This is a genomic window from Cryobacterium sp. Hz9 (assembly GCF_004402825.1).
GTDB lineage: Bacteria > Actinomycetota > Actinomycetes > Actinomycetales > Microbacteriaceae > Cryobacterium > Cryobacterium gelidum.
This window is the reverse complement of record NZ_SOFC01000011.1, coordinates 138,973-161,439: the sequence shown is the minus strand read 5'-3', so window position 1 is coordinate 161,439 and position 22,467 is coordinate 138,973. Positions and strand designations below refer to the sequence as shown.

The 22,467-nt window shown below is 64.9% G+C and carries 20 protein-coding genes and 1 tRNA gene; 8 read left to right on the top strand and 13 right to left on the bottom strand.

Annotated elements, in window-relative coordinates; genetic code table 11:
* Positions 1 to 2: 2 nt before the first annotated feature.
* On the bottom strand, positions 3 to 2,732 hold the full coding sequence (locus E3N85_RS05060; protein ID WP_134460191.1) for a DEAD/DEAH box helicase: 2,730 nt from the start codon (positions 2,730 to 2,732) through the stop codon (positions 3 to 5).
* Between the two features lie 4 nt (positions 2,733 to 2,736).
* Entirely contained in the window at positions 2,737 to 4,893 is a 2,157-nt protein-coding gene (locus E3N85_RS05055; RefSeq protein WP_134460188.1) for a S9 family peptidase, read from the bottom strand.
* A 191-nt stretch (positions 4,894 to 5,084) separates the two neighbouring features.
* On the opposite strand from E3N85_RS05055, the gene E3N85_RS05050 reads away from it, so the two are divergent.
* The gene (locus E3N85_RS05050) at positions 5,085 to 6,611 is read left to right on the top strand and encodes an HNH endonuclease signature motif containing protein (RefSeq protein ID WP_134460185.1); all 1,527 of its coding nucleotides are present in this window, start codon (positions 5,085 to 5,087) and stop codon (positions 6,609 to 6,611) included.
* Between the two features lie 40 nt (positions 6,612 to 6,651).
* Here E3N85_RS05050 and hutI read toward each other — a convergent pair whose 3' ends face one another.
* Genes hutI through E3N85_RS05030 form a run of 4 tightly spaced genes read right to left on the bottom strand, consistent with a single transcriptional unit; the run spans position 6,652 to position 11,531 of the window.
* Positions 6,652 to 7,815, bottom strand: a complete 1,164-nt coding sequence (gene hutI, locus E3N85_RS05045; RefSeq protein WP_134460182.1) for an imidazolonepropionase — start codon at positions 7,813 to 7,815, stop codon at positions 6,652 to 6,654.
* On the bottom strand, positions 7,812 to 9,137 hold the full coding sequence (locus E3N85_RS05040; RefSeq protein ID WP_241978309.1) for a formimidoylglutamate deiminase: 1,326 nt from the start codon (positions 9,135 to 9,137) through the stop codon (positions 7,812 to 7,814). Before E3N85_RS05040 ends, hutI begins: the two co-directional genes overlap by 4 nt.
* A gap of 1 nt (position 9,138) precedes the next feature.
* Positions 9,139 to 10,809: a urocanate hydratase gene (hutU, locus tag E3N85_RS05035; RefSeq protein ID WP_134460177.1), complete on the bottom strand. Its 1,671-nt coding sequence runs from the start codon at positions 10,807 to 10,809 to the stop codon at positions 9,139 to 9,141.
* A 38-nt stretch (positions 10,810 to 10,847) separates the two neighbouring features.
* Positions 10,848 to 11,531, bottom strand: coding sequence for an IclR family transcriptional regulator (locus tag E3N85_RS05030; protein ID WP_134460174.1), 684 nt, complete (start codon positions 11,529 to 11,531; stop codon positions 10,848 to 10,850).
* 242 nt (positions 11,532 to 11,773) lie between these two features.
* Here E3N85_RS05030 and E3N85_RS05025 point away from each other — a divergent pair, with 242 nt between their 5' ends.
* Positions 11,774 to 12,046: a DUF2277 domain-containing protein gene (locus E3N85_RS05025; protein ID WP_134460171.1), complete on the top strand. Its 273-nt coding sequence runs from the start codon at positions 11,774 to 11,776 to the stop codon at positions 12,044 to 12,046.
* Here the strand turns inward: E3N85_RS05025 and E3N85_RS05020 are convergent.
* From E3N85_RS05020 to E3N85_RS05015, 3 genes are all read right to left on the bottom strand, one after another.
* On the bottom strand, positions 12,043 to 12,480 hold the full coding sequence (locus tag E3N85_RS05020) for a hypothetical protein (protein ID WP_134460168.1): 438 nt from the start codon (positions 12,478 to 12,480) through the stop codon (positions 12,043 to 12,045). The genes E3N85_RS05025 and E3N85_RS05020 overlap by 4 nt on opposite strands.
* A 39-nt stretch (positions 12,481 to 12,519) precedes the next feature.
* Positions 12,520 to 12,669 carry a hypothetical protein gene (locus E3N85_RS16225; RefSeq protein ID WP_166783860.1) on the bottom strand — a complete coding sequence of 50 codons (150 nt, stop codon included), beginning with the start codon at positions 12,667 to 12,669 and terminating at the stop codon, positions 12,520 to 12,522.
* A gap of 158 nt (positions 12,670 to 12,827) precedes the next feature.
* Positions 12,828 to 13,106, bottom strand: coding sequence for a hypothetical protein (locus E3N85_RS05015; RefSeq protein WP_134460165.1), 279 nt, complete (start codon positions 13,104 to 13,106; stop codon positions 12,828 to 12,830).
* Positions 13,107 to 13,140: 34 nt separating this feature from the next.
* On the opposite strand from E3N85_RS05015, the gene E3N85_RS05010 reads away from it, so the two are divergent.
* The 5 genes from E3N85_RS05010 to E3N85_RS04995 all read left to right on the top strand — a co-directional run bounded on the left by E3N85_RS05010 (position 13,141) and on the right by E3N85_RS04995 (position 18,454).
* Entirely contained in the window at positions 13,141 to 13,983 is an 843-nt protein-coding gene (locus tag E3N85_RS05010; protein WP_134460162.1) for an alpha/beta fold hydrolase, read from the top strand.
* A gap of 24 nt (positions 13,984 to 14,007) precedes the next feature.
* A complete protein-coding gene (locus E3N85_RS05005; protein WP_134460159.1) occupies positions 14,008 to 15,204 on the top strand; it encodes a threonine synthase in 1,197 nt (398 codons plus the stop codon).
* A gap of 20 nt (positions 15,205 to 15,224) precedes the next feature.
* Complete coding sequence (locus E3N85_RS05000) at positions 15,225 to 16,454, top strand: MFS transporter (protein WP_134460156.1); 1,230 nt, start codon at positions 15,225 to 15,227, stop codon at positions 16,452 to 16,454.
* A gap of 66 nt (positions 16,455 to 16,520) precedes the next feature.
* The gene (locus tag E3N85_RS16220; RefSeq protein WP_166783859.1) at positions 16,521 to 16,670 is read left to right on the top strand and encodes a hypothetical protein; all 150 of its coding nucleotides are present in this window, start codon (positions 16,521 to 16,523) and stop codon (positions 16,668 to 16,670) included.
* Positions 16,671 to 16,837: 167 nt separating this feature from the next.
* Positions 16,838 to 18,454, top strand: coding sequence for an isocitrate lyase (locus tag E3N85_RS04995; RefSeq protein ID WP_134460153.1), 1,617 nt, complete (start codon positions 16,838 to 16,840; stop codon positions 18,452 to 18,454).
* Between the two features lie 62 nt (positions 18,455 to 18,516).
* On the opposite strand, the gene E3N85_RS04990 is transcribed toward E3N85_RS04995, so the two are convergent.
* Positions 18,517 to 20,037, bottom strand: a complete 1,521-nt coding sequence (locus E3N85_RS04990) for a SulP family inorganic anion transporter (RefSeq protein ID WP_134460150.1) — start codon at positions 20,035 to 20,037, stop codon at positions 18,517 to 18,519.
* A 227-nt stretch (positions 20,038 to 20,264) separates the two neighbouring features.
* Here E3N85_RS04990 and E3N85_RS04985 point away from each other — a divergent pair, with 227 nt between their 5' ends.
* Entirely contained in the window at positions 20,265 to 20,627 is a 363-nt protein-coding gene (locus E3N85_RS04985) for a MerR family transcriptional regulator (protein WP_241978328.1), read from the top strand.
* 20 nt (positions 20,628 to 20,647) lie between these two features.
* Here the strand turns inward: E3N85_RS04985 and E3N85_RS04980 are convergent, their stop codons facing one another.
* The 3 genes from E3N85_RS04980 to E3N85_RS04970 form a co-directional block, all read right to left on the bottom strand.
* A complete protein-coding gene (locus E3N85_RS04980; RefSeq protein ID WP_134460148.1) occupies positions 20,648 to 21,538 on the bottom strand; it encodes a DUF808 domain-containing protein in 891 nt (296 codons plus the stop codon).
* Positions 21,539 to 21,642: 104 nt separating this feature from the next.
* Positions 21,643 to 21,714 (bottom strand) — tRNA-Arg (locus tag E3N85_RS04975).
* Positions 21,715 to 21,772: 58 nt separating this feature from the next.
* Positions 21,773 to 22,447: an iron ABC transporter ATP-binding protein gene (locus E3N85_RS04970; RefSeq protein WP_134460145.1), complete on the bottom strand. Its 675-nt coding sequence runs from the start codon at positions 22,445 to 22,447 to the stop codon at positions 21,773 to 21,775.
* Positions 22,448 to 22,467: the final 20 nt, after the last annotated feature.

Sequence of the window (22,467 nt, the reverse complement as noted above, 5' to 3'; positions counted from 1 at the left end):
GATCAGGGCTCGAGCAGCCCGCGAATATCGTCGGCGGTCAGCGCACTGCTGAACATGGCGTCGTCGTCGAGCACCGCGGTGAACAACTGAGATTTCTGCTTCTGGAGCGCCACAACCTTCTCCTCGATGGTGCCGGTGGCGACCAGCCGGTAGACCATCACGTTGCGGGTCTGGCCGATGCGGTGGGTGCGGTCAACGGCCTGCGCCTCAGCCTGGGGGTTCCACCACGGGTCGAGCAGAAAGACATAGTCGGCTTCGGTCAGGTTGAGACCGAAGCCGCCGGCCTTGAGACTGATCAGAAACACCGGTGCCGCTCCGCTCTTGAACCGGTCGATCACCTCGCTGCGCCGCAGTGTCGACCCGTCCAGGTAGCAATACGGAACTCCCTGCGCGTCGAGCCGGGCAGCGGCGAGCTTCAAAAACGACGTGAACTGGCTGAAGACGAGCGCCCTGTGTCCCTCGGCGATGACATCGTCGAGCTGTACAAACAGGGCGTCAAGCTTGCTCGAGCGCACACCCGCATACTTCTTGTCGACGAGTGAGGCGTCGAGGCTCAGCAGCCGCAGCAGGGTGAGCGAACGAAAAATGATGAATCGGTTCTTGTCGACCTCCTCGATCAAGCCGTAGAGCTTCTGCCGTTCCCTCTGCAGAAACGTATCGTAGAGTTTTTGGTGCGCCGGGTTCAGCGCGATCTGCAGCTCCTGCTCCTGCTTGGCCGGCAGGTCGCGGGCCACGACCTCCTTGGTGCGGCGCAAAATCAGCGGGCGGATGCGCCGCCGCAGCTTCGCGACCCGCTCCGGGCTCGATCCAAGGGTCACCGGCCGCACGTAGTCCTCGATGAATTTGCGTGACGATGCAAACAGGCCCGGTGCGACGATGCTGAACAGCGACCACAGGTCCATCAGGTTGTTCTCCAGCGGAGTGCCAGTGATAGCCAGTTTGAACGGCGTGTTCAGCTCCTTCGCGCAGGCGTAGGCGCGGCTCGTGCGGTTCTTCACGAATTGCGCCTCATCGAGAATGAGGCCGGCCCAGGTCACCGCCTGGTACGCGTCGAAATCGAGACGGAACAATGCGTACGAGGTGACGAGTACGTCGACGTCGGCCGCGGCATCCGCTATGAGCCGGCGGCTCTTGGACTCGGTGGCCGTGAGTGTGCGCACTCGCAGTCCGGGCGTGAATCGGGTTGCCTCGTTCAGCCAGTTCGCCACCACGGATGTCGGTGCCACAACCAGGAATGGCCCTGGTAATGGGAATGTCAACGTCGACTCGGTCGCGTGCACCAGTGCCGCCAGGGTCTGCAGCGTCTTGCCGAGCCCCATATCGTCGGCGAGGACCCCGCCGAGCTGGTGCTTCCAGAGAAATGCGAGCCAGGCGAACCCCTCCTGTTGATATGGGCGGAGGATCGCCTGCACACCTGCAGGCAGCGGAACCGCGTCGATCCCGGCCAGGTCTTGGAGGCCTGCGGCGGCCGCCCGCCACGACGTGGCCGGCAAGGTTTCATCGGCGAGATCCTCAAAATCGTTCCATAGGCTGGCCTGGTAGCGGCTGATGCGCAGGCCGGTCTCCCATTCCTGCAGCGCGCGGGCTTCGTTGATCAGTTCGTGCAGCTGCTCGAACTCGGGCTGTTCGAGCGAGAGAAAGCTGTTGTCGACCAGCTTCAGGCGGGTCTGGCCCTTCGCGAGGGCCTTGAACAGCGGCCCGAACGGCACGGTGATCGCGCCCACCGTGACGATGACGCCGAGGTCGAACCAGTCCCGCTGGTCGGTCTCCACCGTCGTGATCACGAGGTGCGGCACTTCGGTGCGTTCAAAATTATCGGGGAGGACCTCGGGAAAACGTACCGAGGCATCCAAGCTGGTGACTGCGACCGAGCGTTGCAACGATGGGTAGACGGTCCCAAGAAACTCGGCCGTGTCGGCCGCGGGAACCGCTGCCGCATCGACCTGGCCGACCAGATGACGCTGCTCAGCGCTTAGCGGACCAGCCGTCGGCGCCAGGGTGAACACGGTCGGGGCGCCGTACCGCACGCTGTAGACCCCGTGGCCCGCGATGATTCCGGCGGCCTCGAGCGGATGCCCGGTGCCGTCGATGTGCAGGCGAGCTTGCAATACCAACGGGCCGGCAGCATCCGCCTGGGAGGCGTCCAGGCTGATCTCAGCGAGCGACCCGACCCGCACAGAAACGCCTTTCTTGCTGCCGACGAAGCCGATGCCGAGCTGCTCGGCCTCACGCAGAAGCGGCCAGAGCAGCGGGCTGGTGAAATTGTCGAGATAGATCCAGTCGGTCTCCTGGCTCGTGTAGACCTCGCGCACGGCCTTGTAGAGGGCGGCGAACTGGGAGATCCAACGGTGATGTTCGGGGTCAAGGTTGAACCGGTTCAACTGAAAGGTGAGGTGGCTCCACGTCACGTTGCTGCGCACCCAATTACCATTGGCATTCTGGATGACCGGCCGCACGCCGAGCCGGAACTCGCCGTGGCCGGCCACGAGGGCCTTCACCGGTTTGGCGGTCGGCCCACGCCAGCGGTCGTTGGTGCGCGGAGTCTGCTCACGCAGCTCGAACTGTAGCCCCATCGGTACCTTCGGCCCGGTCGCTGACGGCCGTGGTTGGCCGAAATTGCCGATCCGTGGCAGAGCGGATGCGCCGTGCGGCGGTTTCCCCGGCAGCACCAGCCGCTTCCAGGCCGCGGTCCCGTCGGGCCCACTCGCCGGGGCACCCGCCGAATCCGTCATTCCCCTACTTGTCGCTCTCTGAGGCGTTCAGGCCGGCGGCGTCGAGCACCCAGGCGTAGTTGAACGCACGCTCGTGCCAAGCGCTGTACCGACCGGAGACCCCACCGTGACCGGCCGACATTTCGGTCTTGAGCAGGGCGTCCGCGCCCACTTCGCGCAGCTTCGCCACCCACTTAGCCGGCTCGACATAGAGCACTCGGGTATCGTTCAAGCTGGTCACGGCCAAAATTGCCGGGTAGGTGACGGCGCGCACGTTCTCGACGGGGGAGTACGACTTCATGTAGGCATACACCGCGGCATCGTGCAGGGGATCGCCCCATTCGTCCCACTCGATCACGGTCAACGGCAGGGAGGGGTCGAGAATAGAGGTGAGCGCATCGACAAATGGAACCTCGGCGAGGATGCCGGAAAACAGCTCGGGCGCGAGGTTGGCGACGGCGCCCATCAGCAGCCCGCCGGCGCTTCCACCCTCGGCGACCAGCTGAGCCGGGGTGGTGAAGCCTGTATCGATCAAGTGCCGGGCGCAGGCCACGAAGTCGGTGAAGGTGTTGCGCTTAGTCGTGGTTTTTCCATTTTCGTACCAGGTGCGCCCCAGTTCGCCGCCGCCGCGCACGTGCGCGATGGCGAAGACCATACCGCGGTCGAGCAGGCTGAGCCGGGCGATGCCGAACCCGGGATCGATGCTGTGCTCGTACGATCCGTAGCCGTAGAGCAGGGTCGGTGCCGGTGCGCCGGGCGTGACGAGGTCGCGGCGATAGACCAGTGAGATCGGCACGCGGGTGCCGTCCTCGGCGGTGGCCCACTCGCGGCGCTGCTCGTAGCGGGCCGGGTCGTAGCCGCCGAGCACGGGCTGCTGCTTGAGCAGGCGCCTCTCGCCGGTTGCCACGACGAGGTCGTACACCGTCGAGGGGGTGACAAAGCTGGTGAATCCGAACCGGATGGTCGGTTGATACCATTCCGGATTGCCCGCCGAACCGACGGCGAACAATGACTCGTCGAAGTCGAGCTCGGTGAGACCTTTCGCGTCGTGCCGGTCGATGGCGAGCCGAGTGAGGCCGTTTCGGCGGTATTCCACGACGAGAAAATCGGCGAAGGCGTCGACGCTTTCGAGGCGGATCTGCGGGTCGTGCGGCAGCAGCATCCGCTGCTCACCCTGCGGGTCTCGTGCTGCCACGCTGACCAGCTCGAAATTGATCGCACCGCCGCCGTTGTGCACGATCAGCAGGCGGTCTTCTCCGTCGATCACGGCATGCTCAACGTCGTATTCCGTATTGTCCTGCCGCGGCCAGACCACGGTGAAGTCCCCGGTCGGCTCGTTTGCGTCGAGCACCCAGGATTCGGTCGTGACACTCGAGCCGGCCTCGATCATGAGGAACCTGCGGCTGCGCGTGATGCCCACGCCTACCCAGAACCGTTCGTCGGGTTCGTGGAAGATGCTCATATCAGCGTCTGGCGCGGTGCCGATTTCATGCCGCCACACGGTGTCGGGGCGCCAGGCGTCGTCGACGGTCGTGTAGAAGAGGTAGCGACCGCTCGGGTCGAACAGGGCGCCAGCGCTCGTGTTCAAGATCGTGTCGGGCAGGTTTTCACCGGTCGCGATGGTGCGCACGCGGATCGTGTAGCGCTCGTCGCCCCCCACGTCGATCGCATAAAGCAACTGGGCGCCATCTTCGCTCAGGTCGAAGCTGCCGAGCGAGAAGAAGTCGTGGCCTTCGGCTTCGATGTTGTCGTCGAGCAGAATTTGCTCGCTGGGAAGGCCCGGACTGGTCGGGTCGGTGTCGCCGAGGATGGGGGCGACCCAGTCTTCGGGACCACTGATGGGCGCCCGGCAGTGGATGCCGTATTCCTGGCCCTCCACGGTGCGCGTGTAGTACCAAAAGCTGCCGCGACGCACCGGGACGCTCAGGTCGGTCTCCTGGGTGCGGTTCTTGATTTCGTCGAAGATCTGTTGCCGCAGCGATGCCTGGCCGGCGGTGCGGGCCTGTGTGTAACCGTTCTCGGCCTCGAGGTGGGCGAGGACCTCGGGGCTGTCCTTATCGCGCAACCATTCGTAGTCGTCAATGTAAACGTCGTTGTGGTGAATGCGACGGTGCGGCTTCTTTGCGGCGAGGGGGGCGGCGAGCGGGGCGGCGACGGGGGGAGTGATCGGGCCAGAGGTCATTTCTCCAGCGTAGTTTGTGAGGCCGACACTCCACACGCCCGTTCACCCTTGCTCTGGGTGTGTCGAATCAACCGGTTGCCTGCTCTATCGGATCGTAGACAACTCTTATAAAACATCAGCATTCAGCTGAGCTTCTTTCGCTTTTTGGTGTGATTCGGGCTAGAATTGTGGGTGAAGGAGGCATCGCCGCCATGACCCTCACCGTCCCGCCCGCTGCAGCCGGTTCTGTGCCGGAGCCTTCGTTCTCCCGGGTGGCGGCGATTGCGCAGGCTGGTGCGATTCTGGCTGGGGCGTTGGATGGGGTGCGGTTTGGTCACCTCGGCGACACCGAGGCCATCGCGGTAATGGCAGCCCTGGAAGCTCTCGGTCGCAAGGTTGATGGGGCCAGGCTTCGAGCCACCACCGACATTGGTGCGCGCGCCGAGGCCGATCTCGGTACCGGGTCGCTCGCCTATAAGAACGGATGCCGCAACCGGGTCGAGTTCATCAGCCACCTCGCCGGCATCTCCGCCCACGAAGCCAAACGCCGCCTCAAGCTGGGTGAGACCGCCGTGGAACGCACCCCGCTCGGCCTACCCGTGCCAGCCCGTTACCCGGTCATCGCCGCCAGCCTCGGGAGCGGCGACCTCGGTATCGAGTCGGCCGAGATCATCGCCACCACCCTGACCGCGTTACACGGCCGGGTCGGGCAAGACGACCTCGACCGGGTCGAACGCGCCCTCGTCGCCTCGGCGACCGGCGCCATCACCGCAGAGTCCGCCGGGCTACCCGGCGCGGGGATCCGCTTCGCGCCCGACCTGCTGCGGGCGCAAGCCCTGGAGTGGCAGGGCCGCCTCGATCCCGACGGCACCGCCCCCAACGACGACGCCGTCGAAGCCACAAGCACCCTCACGTTCGGGCTGCTCCGCAACGGGCTCTACCCGCTGCGCGCCGACGTCACACCAGAGCTTCGCGGCATCATGGACACCCTGTTCGACACCTACCTGTCGGCCCGGTCGACCACGCCGCGGTTTGTGCCGACGGACCTGCTCAACGGCACGGCCGGCACCGGCACGGGCACCGGCACAGAGCCGTTCAGTGACGACCCGTCCACGGGCGACACCCGCTTCGACGGCGACCGTCGCACCGGCGGAGAGAAACGCGCCGACATCCTCCGCTCCATCTTCGAATCCGCCGCCCGCGACCCGCGCACTCCAACCATGGGCGGCGCCGCCCCCACCGTGCTGGTGCACATCAACGCGGCCGACCTCGACCAGGGCCGCGGCGTCGGCTGGATCGACGGCGTCGAAGCCCCCGTGTCATTTCGCCGGGTGCAGGAACTCATCTGCGCCGGCGGCTACCAACAGGTCCTGCTCGGAAACGACGGCAACGTGCTCTACCTTGGCCACACACTCCGCTGCTTCACCCCGAGACAGCGCGCGGCGATCGCCGCCCGCGATGAGGGGTGCATCATTCCCGGCTGCACCATCCCGGCCCGCTGGTGTGAGGTGCACCACGTCATCCCGTGGCAGCAGAACGGACCGACCAATATCGACAATGGAACCCTTTTGTGCTGGTACCACCACCACACCATCGACACGAGTGGGTGGAAGATCCGCATGGTCAACGGCCGACCGCAGGTGCGGGGGCCTCTGCTCTGGGACCCCTCCCAAACCTGGCGGCCAGCCCGCACCCACCGTGCCAACACCCCCAGCGCTGATCCACCCTGGCGCACGTAGGTGCACATCGTGTTGAGCGTCGAGCGGGTCGACGTGCAGATCAATCGACGCGCACACCCTTGCGCCAGACCGCAGCGGTCAGTGGAACCCCGACGCGGTAGGCCAGGTGCGAAATCGACGGAGCATTCAGAACCTGCAGGTCAGCGCGTCCGCCGACAAACAGGGAGCCGACGGCATCCGCTCCCCGATCGCGGCCGAGGGACCGGGCAGCACCGCGCGTTGCGGCCCACACGGCTTCGCCCACGCTCAGGCCCATCTGCAGCACTGCGGTCGCCACGCACAATGGCATCGACGTTGTGTAGGAGGTGCCCGGATTGCAATTTGTCGCCAGAGCGATGACCACGCCGGCGTCGAGCAACTGTCGGGCTGGCGGAAAGGGCTGCCGGGTCGACAGATCGCAGGCCGGTAGCAGGGTGGCGACCGTCGTCCCGGCGGCCAGCGCATCGATGTCGGCGGGCTCCAGGTAGTTGCAGTGGTCGACGCTCGCGGCGCCGAGTTCAACTGCCAGCCGCACGCCACCGCTGAAACCGAGTTGGTTGCCGTGCACCCGCAATCCCAGACCGGCGGCACGGCCGGCCAACAGTACCTCCCGGGCTTCTTCCACATCGAACGCGCCCGTCTCGCAAAACGCGTCGATGAACTGCACATAGGGGAGCGCAGCAGTGAGCATCGGTCCGGTCACGAGGTCGATGTAGGCGCGACGATCCATGCCGGCGGGCACAATGTGGGCACCGAGAAAGGTCACGACATCGGCGACGTTGGCGGCAGCGCGCGCCGAACGCTCTTCACTCGCCACATCGAGCCCATATCCGGTCTTCGTTTCGAGAAAGGTGGTGCCCTGGGTTTCTGCCTCGTGGCGCAGATTACGAGCTGTGGCCACGAGCTGCTCCTCGGGCGCTGCCCGTGTAGCCGCGACGGTCGTGTTGATGCCGCCAGCAGCGTAGGCCCGGCCAGCCATCCGGGCTTCGAACTCCGCCGAGCGGTCCCCACCGAACACGAGGTGGGTGTGCGTGTCGACCCAGCCGGGTAGAACGGCGCGACCGTCAACATCCGTTCGACGATCGGCAGCGGGCGCCTGAGCGGCCGGGCCGATCCATAGGATTCGACCCTCGCCGATCACGAGGGCGGCGTCGTGCAGTCGTTCACTCGATTCATCGTGCGTGGTCAGTTCGCCGATTCCGGTGACCAGCTCGGTGCCATTCATGTGCTGAGCCTATCGAGAGCGTCGGCCATCAGGGTTGCCGGCCAAGCACCGCCGACCAGCTGACCGCACTCGGCGACCAGGCGCCCGCCAACGACTACGCGCTCCACGTCGGAAGCCGTTGCGGTCAGCGCAAGCTGCTCCGGCACAGACCCGATCGTGCGCACGCTGGTCGTGCTGATCTCGACAAGATCGCACGGGTCGCCCGGTTGCAGACGGTGACGTCCGAGCCCGAGGGCGGCATAGCCCCCGGTCGATGCGCCGGTCAGCAACTCGGCGGGGGCGAAGCGACCACGTTTCTGCGAGGCGAGCCGCTCACCCATTTCGAGACCGCGCATCTCCAGAAACGGATCGATAACCGCGTTCTGATCGGAACCGAGCGCAATCGGCGTACCCGCCGACGCCAGCGCGAGCGCTGGACCGATGCCGTCACCCAGGTCGGCCTCGGTGGTCGGGCACATGACAACGGTCACCCCGGCGTCACCGAGTAATTTTCTGTCGTCGTCCCTCACGTGCGTCGCATGCACCACGCTCAGCCGCGGCGACAGAGCGCCCACTGTATCGAGCAGACCGGTCGGAGTCAGGCCGTACGCCGCCAGACAATCCTCGTTCTCCTGCGGCTGCTCCGACAGATGTATGTGTAAGGGAACCTCCGGCGGCAACCCGTGCAGCAGCTCACGCATCGCGTCGGGCGGAACGGCGCGTACCGAGTGCAGGGCGGCCCCGAGCGTCACGAGCTCGTCGCCGGCAAGTTGTGAACGCAGCGACCGCCACCGGGTCAGCCAGCCAGCCGCACTGCCGTCGCCAAAGGCTCGCTGCTCCGGCGCCAGGTCCCGACCGATCGAGCCCTGCAAATACACGGTGTCGAGCAGCAGCAGACGAATGCCGACCTGCCGTGCCGCCGCCGCGAGCGCCAGTTCCATCGCATGCTCGGTCTCATACGGCTCACCGCTGGGTCGGTGATGCACGTAGTGAAACTCGCCAACGGCAGTGTAGCCACTCACGAGCATCTCGGCGAAGACCGCCGTCGCCAGTGCCTGGTATCTCAACGGGTCCAGCTGCGCGGCAACCCGGAACATCCGCTCGCGCCAGAGCCAGAAATCGCCGCCCTCACCGTGAGTCTGGCCCCGCAGAGCGCGGTGAAAGGCGTGCGAGTGCGCGTTGCCAAAACCCGGCATCACCGTTCCCAAGCAGATGTCCGCAGCCTCCGCCGCGACCCCGCGCTGAACCCGAGCGATGCGCCCAGCCACGTCGACCTCAAGCCGCACCCCCGCGTTGGCTGTTCCGTCGATCAGCAGGGACGCGCACCAGTATCCGGCCGACACCTCAGTCTTCCCACATGGGAACGCGCAGACCGCGCTCGCGGGCCACTTCTTCGGCCCGCTCGTAGCCCGCATCGACGTGCCGCATGACCCCGGTGCCTGGATCGTTGGTGAGCACGCGTTCGATCTTTTCGGCGGCCAATGCGGTGCCGTCGGCGACGATGACCTGCCCGGCGTGGATGCTGCGGCCGATTCCCACACCGCCGCCGTGGTGAATTGAGACCCAGGTCGCGCCCGAGGCGGTATTGAGCAATGCGTTCAGCAGCGGCCAGTCGGCGATCGCGTCGGAACCGTCTTCCATGTCCTCGGTCTCGCGGTAGGGCGAGGCAACCGAGCCGGAGTCGAGGTGGTCGCGGCCGATCACGATTGGCGCACTGAGCTCGCCGGAGGCGACCATTTCGTTGAACCTGAGCCCGGCCAGGTGACGTTCCTGGTATCCGAGCCAGCAAATGCGGGCCGGCAACCCTTCGAACTGCACCTTCTCCTCGGCCTTGGTGATCCAACGGTGCAGCTGTGTGTCGTCTGGAAACAGTTCCAGAATGGCTCTGTCGGTGGCCAGAATGTCGGCCGGGTCGCCCGAGAGCGCCACCCAGCGGAACGGGCCCTTGCCCTCGGCGAACAGTGGTCGAATATAGGCGGGCACAAACCCGGGAAACGCGAATGCCCGATCGTAGCCGCCGAGCTTCGCCTCGGCGCGAATGGAGTTGCCGTAGTCGAACACCTCAGCGCCGGCATCCTGGAATTCGACCATGGCCTGCACCTGCTTGGCCATCGCGGCCCGGGCCCGCACAGTGAACTCTTCGGGATTCTCAGCCGCATAAGCGTGCCACTGTTCGACGCTGACACCCTCGGGCAGATAGGACAGCGGGTCGTGCGCGCTGGTCTGGTCGGTGACGATGTCGATCGGCACCCGGCGGGCCAGCAACTCGGCGAACACGGTCGCGGCATTGCCGACCAGGCCCACGGAGAGGGCGCGGCGTTCTGACTTGGCTGCGAGCACCCGGTCTAACGCCTCGTCGATATCATCGGTCATCTCATCGAGATAGCCGTGGTCGACCCGGCGGTGCAGTCGCGCCGGGTCAACGTCGACAATGAGCACGACACCGTCATTCATGGTGACGGCGAGCGGCTGCGCGCCGCCCATACCGCCCGCGCCGCCGGTCAACGTGAGAGTGCCGGCCAGAGTGCCGTTGAACCGTTTGGTGGCGACAGCGCCGAAGGTCTCGTAGGTGCCCTGCAAAATGCCCTGGGTGCCGATATAGATCCACGATCCGGCGGTCATCTGCCCGTACATGGTGAGCCCGAGGTGCTCGAGCCGGCGAAACTCGGGCCAGGTCGCCCAATCGCCGACGAGGTTGGAGTTGGCGATGAGTACGCGTGGCGCCCACTCGTGGGTGCGAAAGACGCCGACCGGTTTGCCGGACTGCACGAGCAGGGTTTCGTCTTTCTCCAACGTTTCCAGGGTGCGCACGATCGCGTCGTAGCACTCCCAGTTGCGGGCGGCCTTGCCGGTGCCGCCATAGACGACGAGGTCGTCGGGGCGCTCGGCGACCTCCGGGTCGAGGTTGTTCATGAGCATGCGCAGTGGCCCCTCGGTCTGCCAGCTCTTCGCGGTGAGTTCGGTGCCGCGTGCGGCGCGAACGGGGCGTGCGGTGTGGGTGCTAGCGGTCGTCATGCGTGTTCTCCCTCGAATGCTGCTCCTGCAGTGAATGATTACGAGACGGATGCGGCGGCGCGATACAGCGCGCGGCTTTCCGCGAGCAGAACCTGCGCCGTCTGCTTGATGCTGTGGGGTGTGACGCGGTAGCTCGGAACGACCACGCTCAGGGCTCCGACCACGTGGTCACCGACCAGGATCGGCACGGCGATGGCGGTCACGTCCTGCTCGACGCCGTCGCTGATGACGCAGTATCCGCTCACGTCGGTCGCGCCGTCGAGCGCCCGGCCCGACGCACTCGACTCCGCCGGAAACCGGCGGCCAACCCAGTTTGCGTGCCGCACGGGGTGGGTTCCCTCGACGATGGCAATGTAGAGGCCTTGGCGCCCGGGGGCCGGAACGCTCAGATAGGCGGATTCTCCAGTCTGTTCGACCACGCGATTCATGGGTTCGCGGCAGAGCGCGACGAGCGATTCGTGGCTGAGCGCGAGCACGCCGAGCTGCACGATGGCCACGCCCGGGCGATAGGCTCCCGTGTCATCTCGACGCACGAAGGACGTGGATTCGAGCGTGCGCAACAGCCGCAGCGCGGTACTCGGCGACAGGTCGGCGGCTTTGGCCGCGTCGCCGAGGGTGACCGGGCCGCGCTCGCAGACCACGCTCAGGAGGGTCAGGGCGCGTTCCGCAGTGCGGGTGGTGCTGTCTGACTTGCGTGACACCACAACCTGGGCACTCTGCATGGGCGCACCCTCCTCGTGCGCTCAGTAAAACACTGATGTCACTAGATGGCAAGACCTCTGACGACCGTCGCGTCCAACTCGTCAGCCCACAGGATACGGGCGCGCGCAGCCGTGCGGTGATATCAACCGGGGTGAGGTCGGCAGTGCGTGCCGGCATGGACGTCTCCTGATGATGCCGGCGGAGCAGAGACACCCAACGCCCGGGTCTTGAAGGGTGGGCGCGCCGTGATTACCCTGAAAGCATGTGCCGAAATATTCATGTCCTACATAATTTTGAGCCCGCTGCGACCGAGGACGAGGTGCACGCGGCCGCGCTGCAATACGTGCGCAAGATCAGTGGCTCGACGCGCCCGTCAAAGACGAACGAGGAGGCGTTCGATCGTGCGGTGCAGGAGATCGCGCACATCTCGCGGCATCTGCTCGAGGACCTCGTCAGCACCGCGCCGCCCAAAAACCGTGAGGTCGAGGCCGACAAGGCCAAAGCGCGCTCGCAGAAGCGGTTCGCGGCCGCCTAGCGGCTTTGCCATTCCGCAAAATGCACCATAACGGCCGCCACGACGGCGGCTGCCACACCGAAAACCAGACCGAATGCAATGGTGATGCCGGTGTATGCCCCGTCGTCCAGCATGGACAGCAGCACGGCAACCACGACCGACAGCAGCACCACGCCGCCACTCGCACCGAATGCGGCCAGAGTCGTGCGCATGCGCGGCGATTTCACGAGGTGTCGATCGAACATCGCGATGGTAGCGAGGCCGCCAAGCAGCGCGGCTGCCGCTATGACGAAGCCGACGACGCCGTAATTCGCCATGGATAGCACAACAAACCAGAACCGAAAGTCGGTCTCTCCGCTCCCGCCGTCGGTCATCACGACCGCCACGACCGCCGCGAGGAGAAACCCCACGATCGGTGCGAACACGGCGATGCGCCAATACCGCCTAATTATCATGTGCCCACCCTACGCGGTGGCCGGGTTTCAGGCGGTCTTCTAGAACTCGGCCCGGGCGCTCGGCGGCGGATGCTCCACCGGCTGTGGCCGGGGGCGCGCTGTGCCGGTGCGCGCACCAGACGACTTCGCGAGGCGCCGATCGATGCAGCCGACCACGGTGATGCCGGTCATGACGATAAGCCCGAACACGGTCAGCCTCTGTGTACAGAGGCAATACGACTGTGCCGCCCAAAAAGTGTCGGAGACCTACTGCGCGTCCTTTTAACTCTTGATCGTTTCGCGGATGTCATTAGCGAAGAGACAGATCAAGTGTCGTCTCGCTCTTCGTGTCACGCGCGAGATCGCCCTCAACGATGTCGTGGCTGTTGATGACATTGCCCGCGGACTCTGCTGCAGCGCCCGAAAAGTTTGAACCGCCCAATGCCGTTTTTTAACCGATCGTCGACTTGATCATTCAGAAACTGCTTCGTCGACTTTGTTACCAATGATGTGAACTGTGCCGCGATGGTTCGCTTGATCTGACCCATGTACTTGAGCTCCTCAGCAGAGTTGATGATGGAGTCGAGGTCAAACACCTCCTTCGTCACCTTCCTCAATTCAGGAATCAACGTTTCGTCAATGTTCATCGACCTTTACAACCGATGGTCCTACGCTGATCGAATGGTGTCTACGCAGAATCTGCTCCTGCCCGACGGTCGCACGTTGCAGGTGCACGACAGCGCCGACGCGCACAGCCACGTACATGCCTTCACTGTGCTCTGGCACCACGGCTCGCCCCAAACCGGGGCTCTGCTCGACCCGTTGCTGGCGGCAGCGGCCGCACGGGGCATCCGTCTACTGTCGTACGGGAGACCCGGCTACGGCGGGTCGACCGGGCTGCTGGGTCGCACCGTGGCATCGGCCGCCGCCGATGTGGCGCAGCTGGCCGAGCAGCTCGACCTCGACCGTTTCGCGGTGATGGGGGCATCGGGCGGGGGACCGCACGCACTGACCTGCGCCGCCCTGCTGCCGGAGCGGGTGTCGGCCACGGCGTGCCTGGCGAGCCTGGCACCTTCAGATGCCGATGGCCTCGACTGGTTCGACGGGATGGCATCGGATGGTGCTTCCTTGCGCGCAGCGCTGCTCGGCCGCGCCGCCCGCGACGAGTATGAGCAGACGGCCGAATTCGACCCGGAGAGCTTTATCGACCGCGACTATGCGGCCCTCGCGGGCAGCTGGGCCTGCCTCGGAACAGATGTCGGCCTGGCGGCGGCCGATGGAACCGATGGCCTGATCGACGACGACCTCGCCTTCGTGCTGCCGTGGGAATTCAACGTTGGCGACATCGATACCCCGGTGCTCTATGTGCAGGGCGGCCGCGACCGCGTTGTACCGCCAGCGCACGCGACCTGGCTGGTGCAGAACACGTCCGAGGCAGAGTTATGGCTGCGACCTCGCGACGGCCACATTGCCGTTCTGGATGCCTGCGCCGTCGCGATGGATTGGCTGCGAGAGCACTCCTGAGCGCCCGGCCGATAGTCTGAAGCGATGATCGACCTCGTCTGCTCCGAGTGCGCCGCAACCTACCCGGTCGAGAGCCTGGTCTGGCAGTGCACCTGTGGCGGCCTTCTCGACGTGGCCGCGTTTGCCACCGAAGTGGATTCCGCGGCCCTTCCCGGCCGCGCTCCCTCACTCTGGCGCTATGCCGAGGCGCTGCCGATCGCCGTCGACCCCACAATCACGCTGGGGGAGGGAATGTCGCCGCTCGCGCCCTCCCGCGCACTGCGACACGCGCAACTCAAACTCGATTTTCTGCTGCCGACGCTCTCGTTCAAAGACCGCGGCGCCGTAGTGCTCGCGACTCTCGCCAAACGGCTGGGCGTTCGTCGTGCCCTGGTCGACAGCAGCGGAAATGCCGGCACGGCGATGGCCGCCTATTTTGGGCGGGCCGGCATACATTGCACGGTGTACGTTCCCGAGTCCACCTCGCCCGGCAAGCTCGCGCAGATGCGCGCGCACGGCGCAACGGTCGAACGGATAGCCGGTTCACGGGCAGACACCGCCGAAGCGGCCCGGCAGGCGGCAAACAGCGATGGCGTCATGTTTGCAAGCCATGTCTACCATCCGTACTTTCTGCACGGCGTGAAAACCTACGGCTACGAGATCTGGGAGCAGCGCGGGCGCTCACTGCCGGAGACGGTCGTGGTTCCGGTCGGCAACGGCACCATGGTGCTCGGCTGTTACCTCGCCTTTAGCGAGCTCGTCGCTGCGGGGCTTGCCGAGCGGATGCCGCGGATCATCGCAGTACAGGCATCCGCTTGTTCACCGCTCGAACAGGCCATGGCGCAGGGACTCGACGTACCCGTGGCCGTCGACGGCCACGCCACGATTGCCGAGGGCATCGCCATCGCGGCGCCGCCGCGGGGAAAACAAATTCTGCGTGCTGTGCGCGCCACCGGTGGCACCATCATTGCCGTCACCGACCGGCAAACGGCGGCCGCACGCCGGGAACTCGGCAGCGAAGGACTTTTCGTCGAGCCGACCTCGGCGGTGTGTTACGCCGCTGTGCGAGCCGCCGTCGACCAGACTTTCGACGCCGCCAGCCCCACTTGGGCGGTCGCCGCGAGCCTGCTCTCGGCCGGATCGGTGGTCGTGCCCCTGTGCGGTGCCGGCCTGAAATCACCCGGCGTCACTATACCGGTGCCGTCGACGCGGTCGCGTCCGTCCCGCTTCGAACAGATTTGACGCGCCGCTAGGGTTTACAGATGTCGCTGGGTCGGGGATTCACGCCGCTGTGGGCCGGCAGTGCCGCCGGCAACCTGAGCGACGGCCTGGTTTTCGTGGCGATTCCGCTGCTGGCCACGTCGCTGACGTCGAATGCCCTGCTCATCGCCGGTCTCGCCGTTGTGTACTCGGCGGTGCGCTTGCTCGTGGTGGTCCCCGTTGGTGTCTACGTGGATCGCTTTGATCGTCGAACGATGCTGTGGCTGACGAACCTCCTGCGAGCGGCCCTCCTGATAGTGACGTCCGTGCTATTCGCGGTCGGACTGGGTTCGCTCCCGCTTCTGTATATCGCGCTCGCCGGGATCGGAGTGCTGGAAGCTGCGGCAGACAACGCGGCTCTGTCGATCCTGCCCTCGCTGGTGCCAATCCATCAACTCGACCGGGCGAACAGCCGGATTTCCGCGGCTCAGCTCATCGCGGATGAATTCGTCGGCCCGCCGCTTGGAGGTCTTCTCTTCGCCCTCGGCCTGGCGCTTCCCGTGCTGGCCGCTGGCAGTCTCTATCTGGCGGCCGGGTTGTTCTTCCTTGCTTTGCCTCGCCTACGAGTGGCCAAGGTCGTTACCAAGCCGAGCCGGTCCGTCTTCCGTGAGGCCGTCGCTGGCGCTCGATGGTTGCGCGGGCACCGCTTGTTGAACGGCCTTGCCGTCGTGGGCGGGCTGGCGAGCGTCGCCTACATGATGCCATTTTCTGTCTTGGTACTCTTCTCCCAGAAGACACTGGGGCTCGACTCAGCTGGATATGGCCTGATCCTGGCGATTTCCGCATTGGGTGGTCTGGTCGGCTCCGCCATCACTGTCCCACTGCGATCGCGGATCGGATACGGCTGGACCATCACCGCAAGTCTTGTCCTCGGGAGCGCGGCAATGCTGGCGCTGGCGTTCGTGCGTGCGCCGTGGGTCGCCGCTGCCCTGTTGGCGGCCTACATTCTGCACGCCGTTGTATGGGGAATCTGCGTGAGTTCGCTCCGTCAACGCCTCGTGCCCGACGCCCTCCGCGGACGAGTGAACGCTTCCGCCCGGGTGCTCAGCCTCACCGGGTTGACCCTGGGGGCGCTGCTGGGCGGCATCCTGGCGGCGTCCTACTCCTTGTCTGCGCCCTTCCTGGCCAGCGGCGCCCTCTTCCTGGGCTGTGCCGTGGTCGTCTGGTACCTCTTTCGAGCCGATCATGGTCTCATCCCTGCAGCGGATGCCGACGGCCCAGACCGACCGTGATGCCAGACCGACCGTGATGCCAGACTGACCGTGATGCCAGACTGACCGTGATGCCAGACTGGGGGAATGCCAGACACTGACGATGACCTTACCTGCCCCGCGTGCGGCGCCGAGATGATCACGGACGGCGTCGATACTGCCGACGGCCTGGAATCCTGCCATCGGTGCCGCCGCTGCGGGCTGGTCATCGTCGTGCCGGGCCTCTGGCCGGAATAGACGCATTCTCCCGCATAACTTTTCAATTGCAGAAGAAGTGCACTTCTTCTGCGCAACTTTCCTGAGAAGACTGGTTGTTCTTGCGCCAACCTGGGATGAGTAGCCGATAGCGGCCCGCCGGGCCAGAAGTCCCGGCTCAGCCCACCTCACACGTCGAAGGAAAGAACATGACTGTCTACCAGAAAGACATCGAAGCCATCGAAGCGCTCAAGCAGCAGGTTGGAAGCAGCTGGGACGCCATCAACCCCGAGTCTGTCGCCCGAATGCGGGCCCAGAACCGGTTCAAGACCGGCCTCGAGATCGCGCAGTACACCGCGGACATCATGCGCCAGGACATGGGGGAGTACGACGCTGATTCCTCCGTATACACCCAATCATTGGGCGTCTGGCACGGTTTTATCGGCCAACAGAAGATGATCTCGATCAAGAAGCACCTCAAGACGACCAACAAGCGCTACCTCTACCTGTCCGGCTGGATGGTTGCCGCGCTGCGCAGCGAGTTCGGTCCGCTCCCCGACCAGTCCATGCACGAGAAGACGGCCGTCCCCGCGCTCGTCGAGGAGCTCTACACCTTCCTTCGCCAGGCCGATGCCCGCGAGCTCGACCTGCTCTTCACAGCTCTGGACAACGCCCGCATCGTCGGAGACGACAAGAAGATCACCAGCCTGCTGGCACAGATCGACGCCTTCGAGACTCACGTCGTGCCGATCATTGCTGACATCGATGCCGGTTTCGGTAACCCCGAAGCCACATACCTCCTGGCCAAGAAGATGATCGAGGCCGGTGCCTGCGCCATCCAGATCGAGAACCAGGTCTCCGACGAGAAGCAGTGCGGCCACCAGGACGGCAAGGTCACGGTTCCTCACGAAGACTTCATCGCCAAGATCAACGCCGTTCGTTACGCATTCCTCGAGCTCGGCATCGAAAACGGCATCATCGTGTCCCGCACCGACTCGCTCGGTGCCGGCCTCACGCAAAAGCTCGCTGTGACCACCCAGCCCGGAGACCTGGGCGACCAGTACAACTCCTTCCTCGACGTCGACGAGATCACCGAGGCCGACCTCGGCAATGGCGATGTCGTCATCAAGCGGGACGGCAAGCTGCTGCGCCCGAAGCGGCTGGCCAGCAACCTCTTCCAGTTCCGCCAGGGAACCGGCGAGGCCCGCTGCGTGCTCGACAGCATCACCTCGCTGCAGAACGGCGCTGACCTGCTCTGGATCGAGACCGAGAAGCCGCACATCGGCCAGATCGCCGGCATGATGAACGAGGTTCGCAAGGCCATCCCGAACGCCAAGCTGGTCTACAACAACAGCCCGTCGTTCAACTGGACCCTCAACTTTCGCCAGCAGATGTTCGACGCGATGGTCGAAGAGGGCAAAGACGTCTCGGCCTACGACCGTGCCAAGCTCATGAGCGTCGTCTACGACGAGACCGAGCTGGCGCAGCGTGCCGACGAGAAGATCCGCACCTTCCAGCGCGACGCGTCGGCCGAGGCCGGCATCTTCCACCACCTGATCACCCTGCCGACCTACCACACGGCCGCACTCTCAACGGATGACCTGGCCAAGGGCTACTTCGCCGACCAGGGCATGCTCGCCTACGTCAAGGGCGTGCAACGTCGCGAGATCCGCGAGGGAATCGCCACGGTCAAGCACCAGAACATGTCTGGATCCGACCTGGGTGACAACCACAAGGAATACTTCGCCGGTGAGGCCGCGCTGAAGGCTGGCGGCAAGAACAACACGATGAACCAGTTCGAGGAACCGGTTTTGAGCAGCCACTGACTCCAACGGAGTGCGTAACGAAGAAGCCCCAGTCAGTGGACTGGGGCTTCTTCGTTTGTGTGCTAGTGGCCGCCGCCGAGGTGGCCGGCGAGGCGGTTGTGAAGCTCGTGGCTGGCCTCGTTGAGGCCTTCGATGACGACATGCTTGTCGTGCTGCTGGTATTTATAGGTGATGGCGTCGAGCGTGGCGACGGTCGAGGCATCCCAGATGTGTGAGGCCGAGAAGTCGATGACAATGCGGTCCGGGTCGTCGACGTACTCGAACTGCGTCATCAGGTCGTTGCTCGAGGCGAAGAACAGCGCCCCGGTCACCGTGTAATAGGCGGTCGGTACAGGCTGTTCGAGTTCGAGGGTGCGTTCCACCCTGGCGAGGTGGGCGACGCGGCGCGCGAACGCGACCATCGCCACGATCACGCCCGCGACGACGCCGATGGCCAGGTTGTGGGTGAGGACGATGACGATGACCGTGGCGATCATGACGGTGGTCTCGCTCTTGGGCATCCGCTTGAGCGTTGACAAGCGGATGCTGTGCCAATCGAAGGTCAGATACGACACGATGATCATCACGGCCACCAGGGCGGCCATGGGCACGACGGCGAGCACGTCGCCGAGGCCGAGTACCAGAACGAGCAGGAAGATGCCGGCGAGGAAGGTGGAGATGCGGGTGCGGGCGCCGGAGGCCTTGACGTTGATCATGGTCTGGCCGATCATGGCGCAGCCTCCCATGCCGCCGAACAGGCCGGAGAGCACGTTGGCAACGCCCTGACCCCAGGTTTCGCGGGTCTTGTTGGAGTGGGTGTCGGTGATCTCGTCGACGAATTTCGCGGTCATGAGCGACTCGAGGATGCCGACCAGGGCCATGCCGAGGGCGTAGGGGGCGATGATGGTGAACGTCTCCCAGCTGAGCGGGATGCTCGGGAAGAACAGCTCAGGAAAGCTCTTAGGCAGCTCGCCCTGGTCGCCGATCGTCGGTACGTTGATAGCCATCAGCACGGTGACGACGGTGATGACGACAATCGCCACGAGCGGCGCGGGAATAACTTTGGTGATGCGGGGCATGACGATCATGATGATGAGGCCCGCCGCGACGAGCGGGTAGACCAGGAAGGGGACGCCGAGTAGCTGGGGCAGCTGTGAGGTGAAAATGAGGATGGCGAGGGCGTTGACAAAGCCCACCATGACGCTGTGGGGGATGAACCGCATGAGCTTGGCGACGCCGATCAGGCTGAGCACGATTTGAAACACACCGGCGAGGATGACCGTGGCGATGAAGTAGTCCATGCCGTAGTCGCGGGCGACGGGGGCGATGACGAGGGCAACGGCGCCGGTGGCGGCGGTGATCATGGCGGGGCGTCCGCCGACGAAGGCGATGGTCACGGCCATGACGAACGAGGAGAACAGGCCAACGCGCGGGTCGACGCCGGCGATGATCGAAAAGGCGATCGCCTCGGGAATGAGGGCCATGGCCACGACGAGGCCGGCGAGGACCTCGCGGGTGAGCAGGCGGGGCGTGCGCAAAGCGGTGAGGACGGAGGGTTCCGCCCGGTAACGGTTGGGCGCGGTGGATTTGTGAATAATGGCCATGAGGCCTCCAGAAGCTGGGCCGGCTGTGCGGCCGAAATGGATACAGAGAGTTTGGATGGGCGCCGCGGTGCGCACCTCCACCGGTCATCGAGGACAATGGTGGGAGAGTGGGCTCACAGATGAAGGTCAGCCGACTCCTGCAACACTACCCTAACGTAAGGGTTGATTGCGACTCCAGGGAAAGAGGTCTTCCGGTGACATCAAGCGCGACAGGGTCCGCGGTCACGATGCACATCGGCGAGCTCGCGGAGAAAACCGGGCTGTCGCTGCGCACCATTCGCCACTACGACGAGGTCGGCCTGCTGAAGGCATCCGCTCGTACCGAAGGCGGATTTCGCCTGTACACGCAGGAAGATCATTCTCGGCTGATGGTGATTCGACGGATGAAGCCGCTCGGATTCTCCCTCGACGAGATGATGGCGTTGTTGAAGGTCATCGACACGATGCAGGGTGGCGTGGCCGGCTCGAACAATCCGAGTGTGCGCGCGGAGCTTGACGCGTTCGTTGCCGAGGCAGTGGAGCGTCGTCAAAAACTGCAGGACCAGCTGGCAATGGCGGACGAGTTTCTGGAGTTGCTGCGCATGCAGTAGCAGCCCGACATTTCGCCGATCTACGCCACGCCGGCTGGCCGCTTCCGCTTGAGCAGGCGTGATACTGCGAGAATGATCGCGACTATGACCAGGCCCAGAATGAGCCCGAACACGGCCGACATCGCAGTGTCGGTGACCCAGACGACGACAGGTCCGGCCGATTCTATGGCGTTCGTCACGGCGTGCAGCACGTCGTAGGGAACGTGCCAGAACGTGTCGGCCAGGTTGGCGATCACCAGGTGGCCGCCAACCCACAGCATGGCGACCGTTCCGATGATGCCGATCACACGGAACACGGTGGGCATTGCCTGCACAATGCTTGCGCCGATGCGTCGCACCCGTCGTGCTGCGTTCTCCATCAGTGCCAATCCGACATCGTCGATCTTGACCAGCAGCGCGACCGCGCCGTAGACGAGCACTGTCATGCCGAGGCCGATCACGACCAAAGCGCCGAGCGTCATCCAGATCCCAAAATCGGGATCGAGGCCCGCCAGTGCGATCAGCATGATCTCTGTGCTGAGGATGAGATCGGTACGAATAGCGCCGAAGATCAGCTTCTTCTCATCCCGCGATTCGGTTTCGTCGGTGGCGTGATGTGCGCCGAACCATTCCGTGACTTTCTCCGCACCCTCGAAGCACAGATACGTCCCGCCGAGGATCAGCAGCCACGGCAAGACCCACGGCGCGAATGCGGAAAGCAATAGTGCGAGCGGGATGATGATGATGAACTTGTTGAACAGACTGCCCAGGGCGATCCGCCAGACGACGTGGAGCTCGCGCGCCGGTGAGAGCCCCTGAACGTATTGCGGGGTGACGGCCGCGTCGTCGATCACAACGCCGGCGGTCTTGGCACTGGCCTTGAGGGCGGCGGTGAGTATGTCATCGACCACGGCGAGCAAGCCGACCGACATCTAGTTCTCCTCGGTTTGGGGCGTCCTTCTGGTGCAGGGCGACCAATCGAGGCCGTGTGTCCGAACACCACGGCGTAATCCGACCTTCGTGGCACGAGACACGGTGCCCCCAGGCAGATTCGAACTGCCGCCCCTGCCTCCGGAGGGCAGTGCTCTATCCCCTGAGCTATGGGGGCCAGGGTGGTTCAAGGTTAGCATCATGGCTCGGCCACCAGGACCCACCGGCAGCATCCGCTACCCGAGGTGTCCGAGCACCGACGACATGAGGCCTTCGGCGTCGCCGGGCTCGCCGAACGCGGGGGTGCTCAATGTGACCCAGTAGGTTTCGGTGAAGACCTGAGCCTGGCCGTTGCCGCCGGCGTCGGTGAAGAACCCGTCGACGGTCGGCGGGGTGCCGTAGGTGGGCACGGGCTGGCTGTCGGCATCCGCTTGCTGCTTGAGTGTGGTCATCAACACATCGTTGGGTGCCACGACCGAAACCTCGACAAGCTCCCCGCTGGTCTGATTCGACCAGCCGCAGCTCAGTCCGTTGTAGGTCTGAGCGATCGTGGCCAGACCATCGGCGGTCGGCGAGTAGTCGGGCGCCGTGCCGTAGTTCGGGTTGAATTCGTAGACATCCTGCAGGGTGAGCAGATCACCACAGGTCTGCGCGATCGGAGAGCCGGTCGCTTCCGGTGTCGGCGTCGGAGACGACGAGGGGACCGCGCTGGTCGTCGGGTCAGCGGATGCTTCGCTCGTCGCAGCCGCGGAATTCGTCGGGATCGGGGTGTCGCCACTGGCGCATCCACTCAGAACGAGGGAGAACAGTGCACCGCCGGCGAGCACCAGGCCGGCTCGTCGGCGCGCGGAAAGCCGAGCGGCACGCGCTGCGGTACGAGTGAATAGGGGGTAGACGCGTGTATCAGTCACGCGTTGACCTTACCAACAGG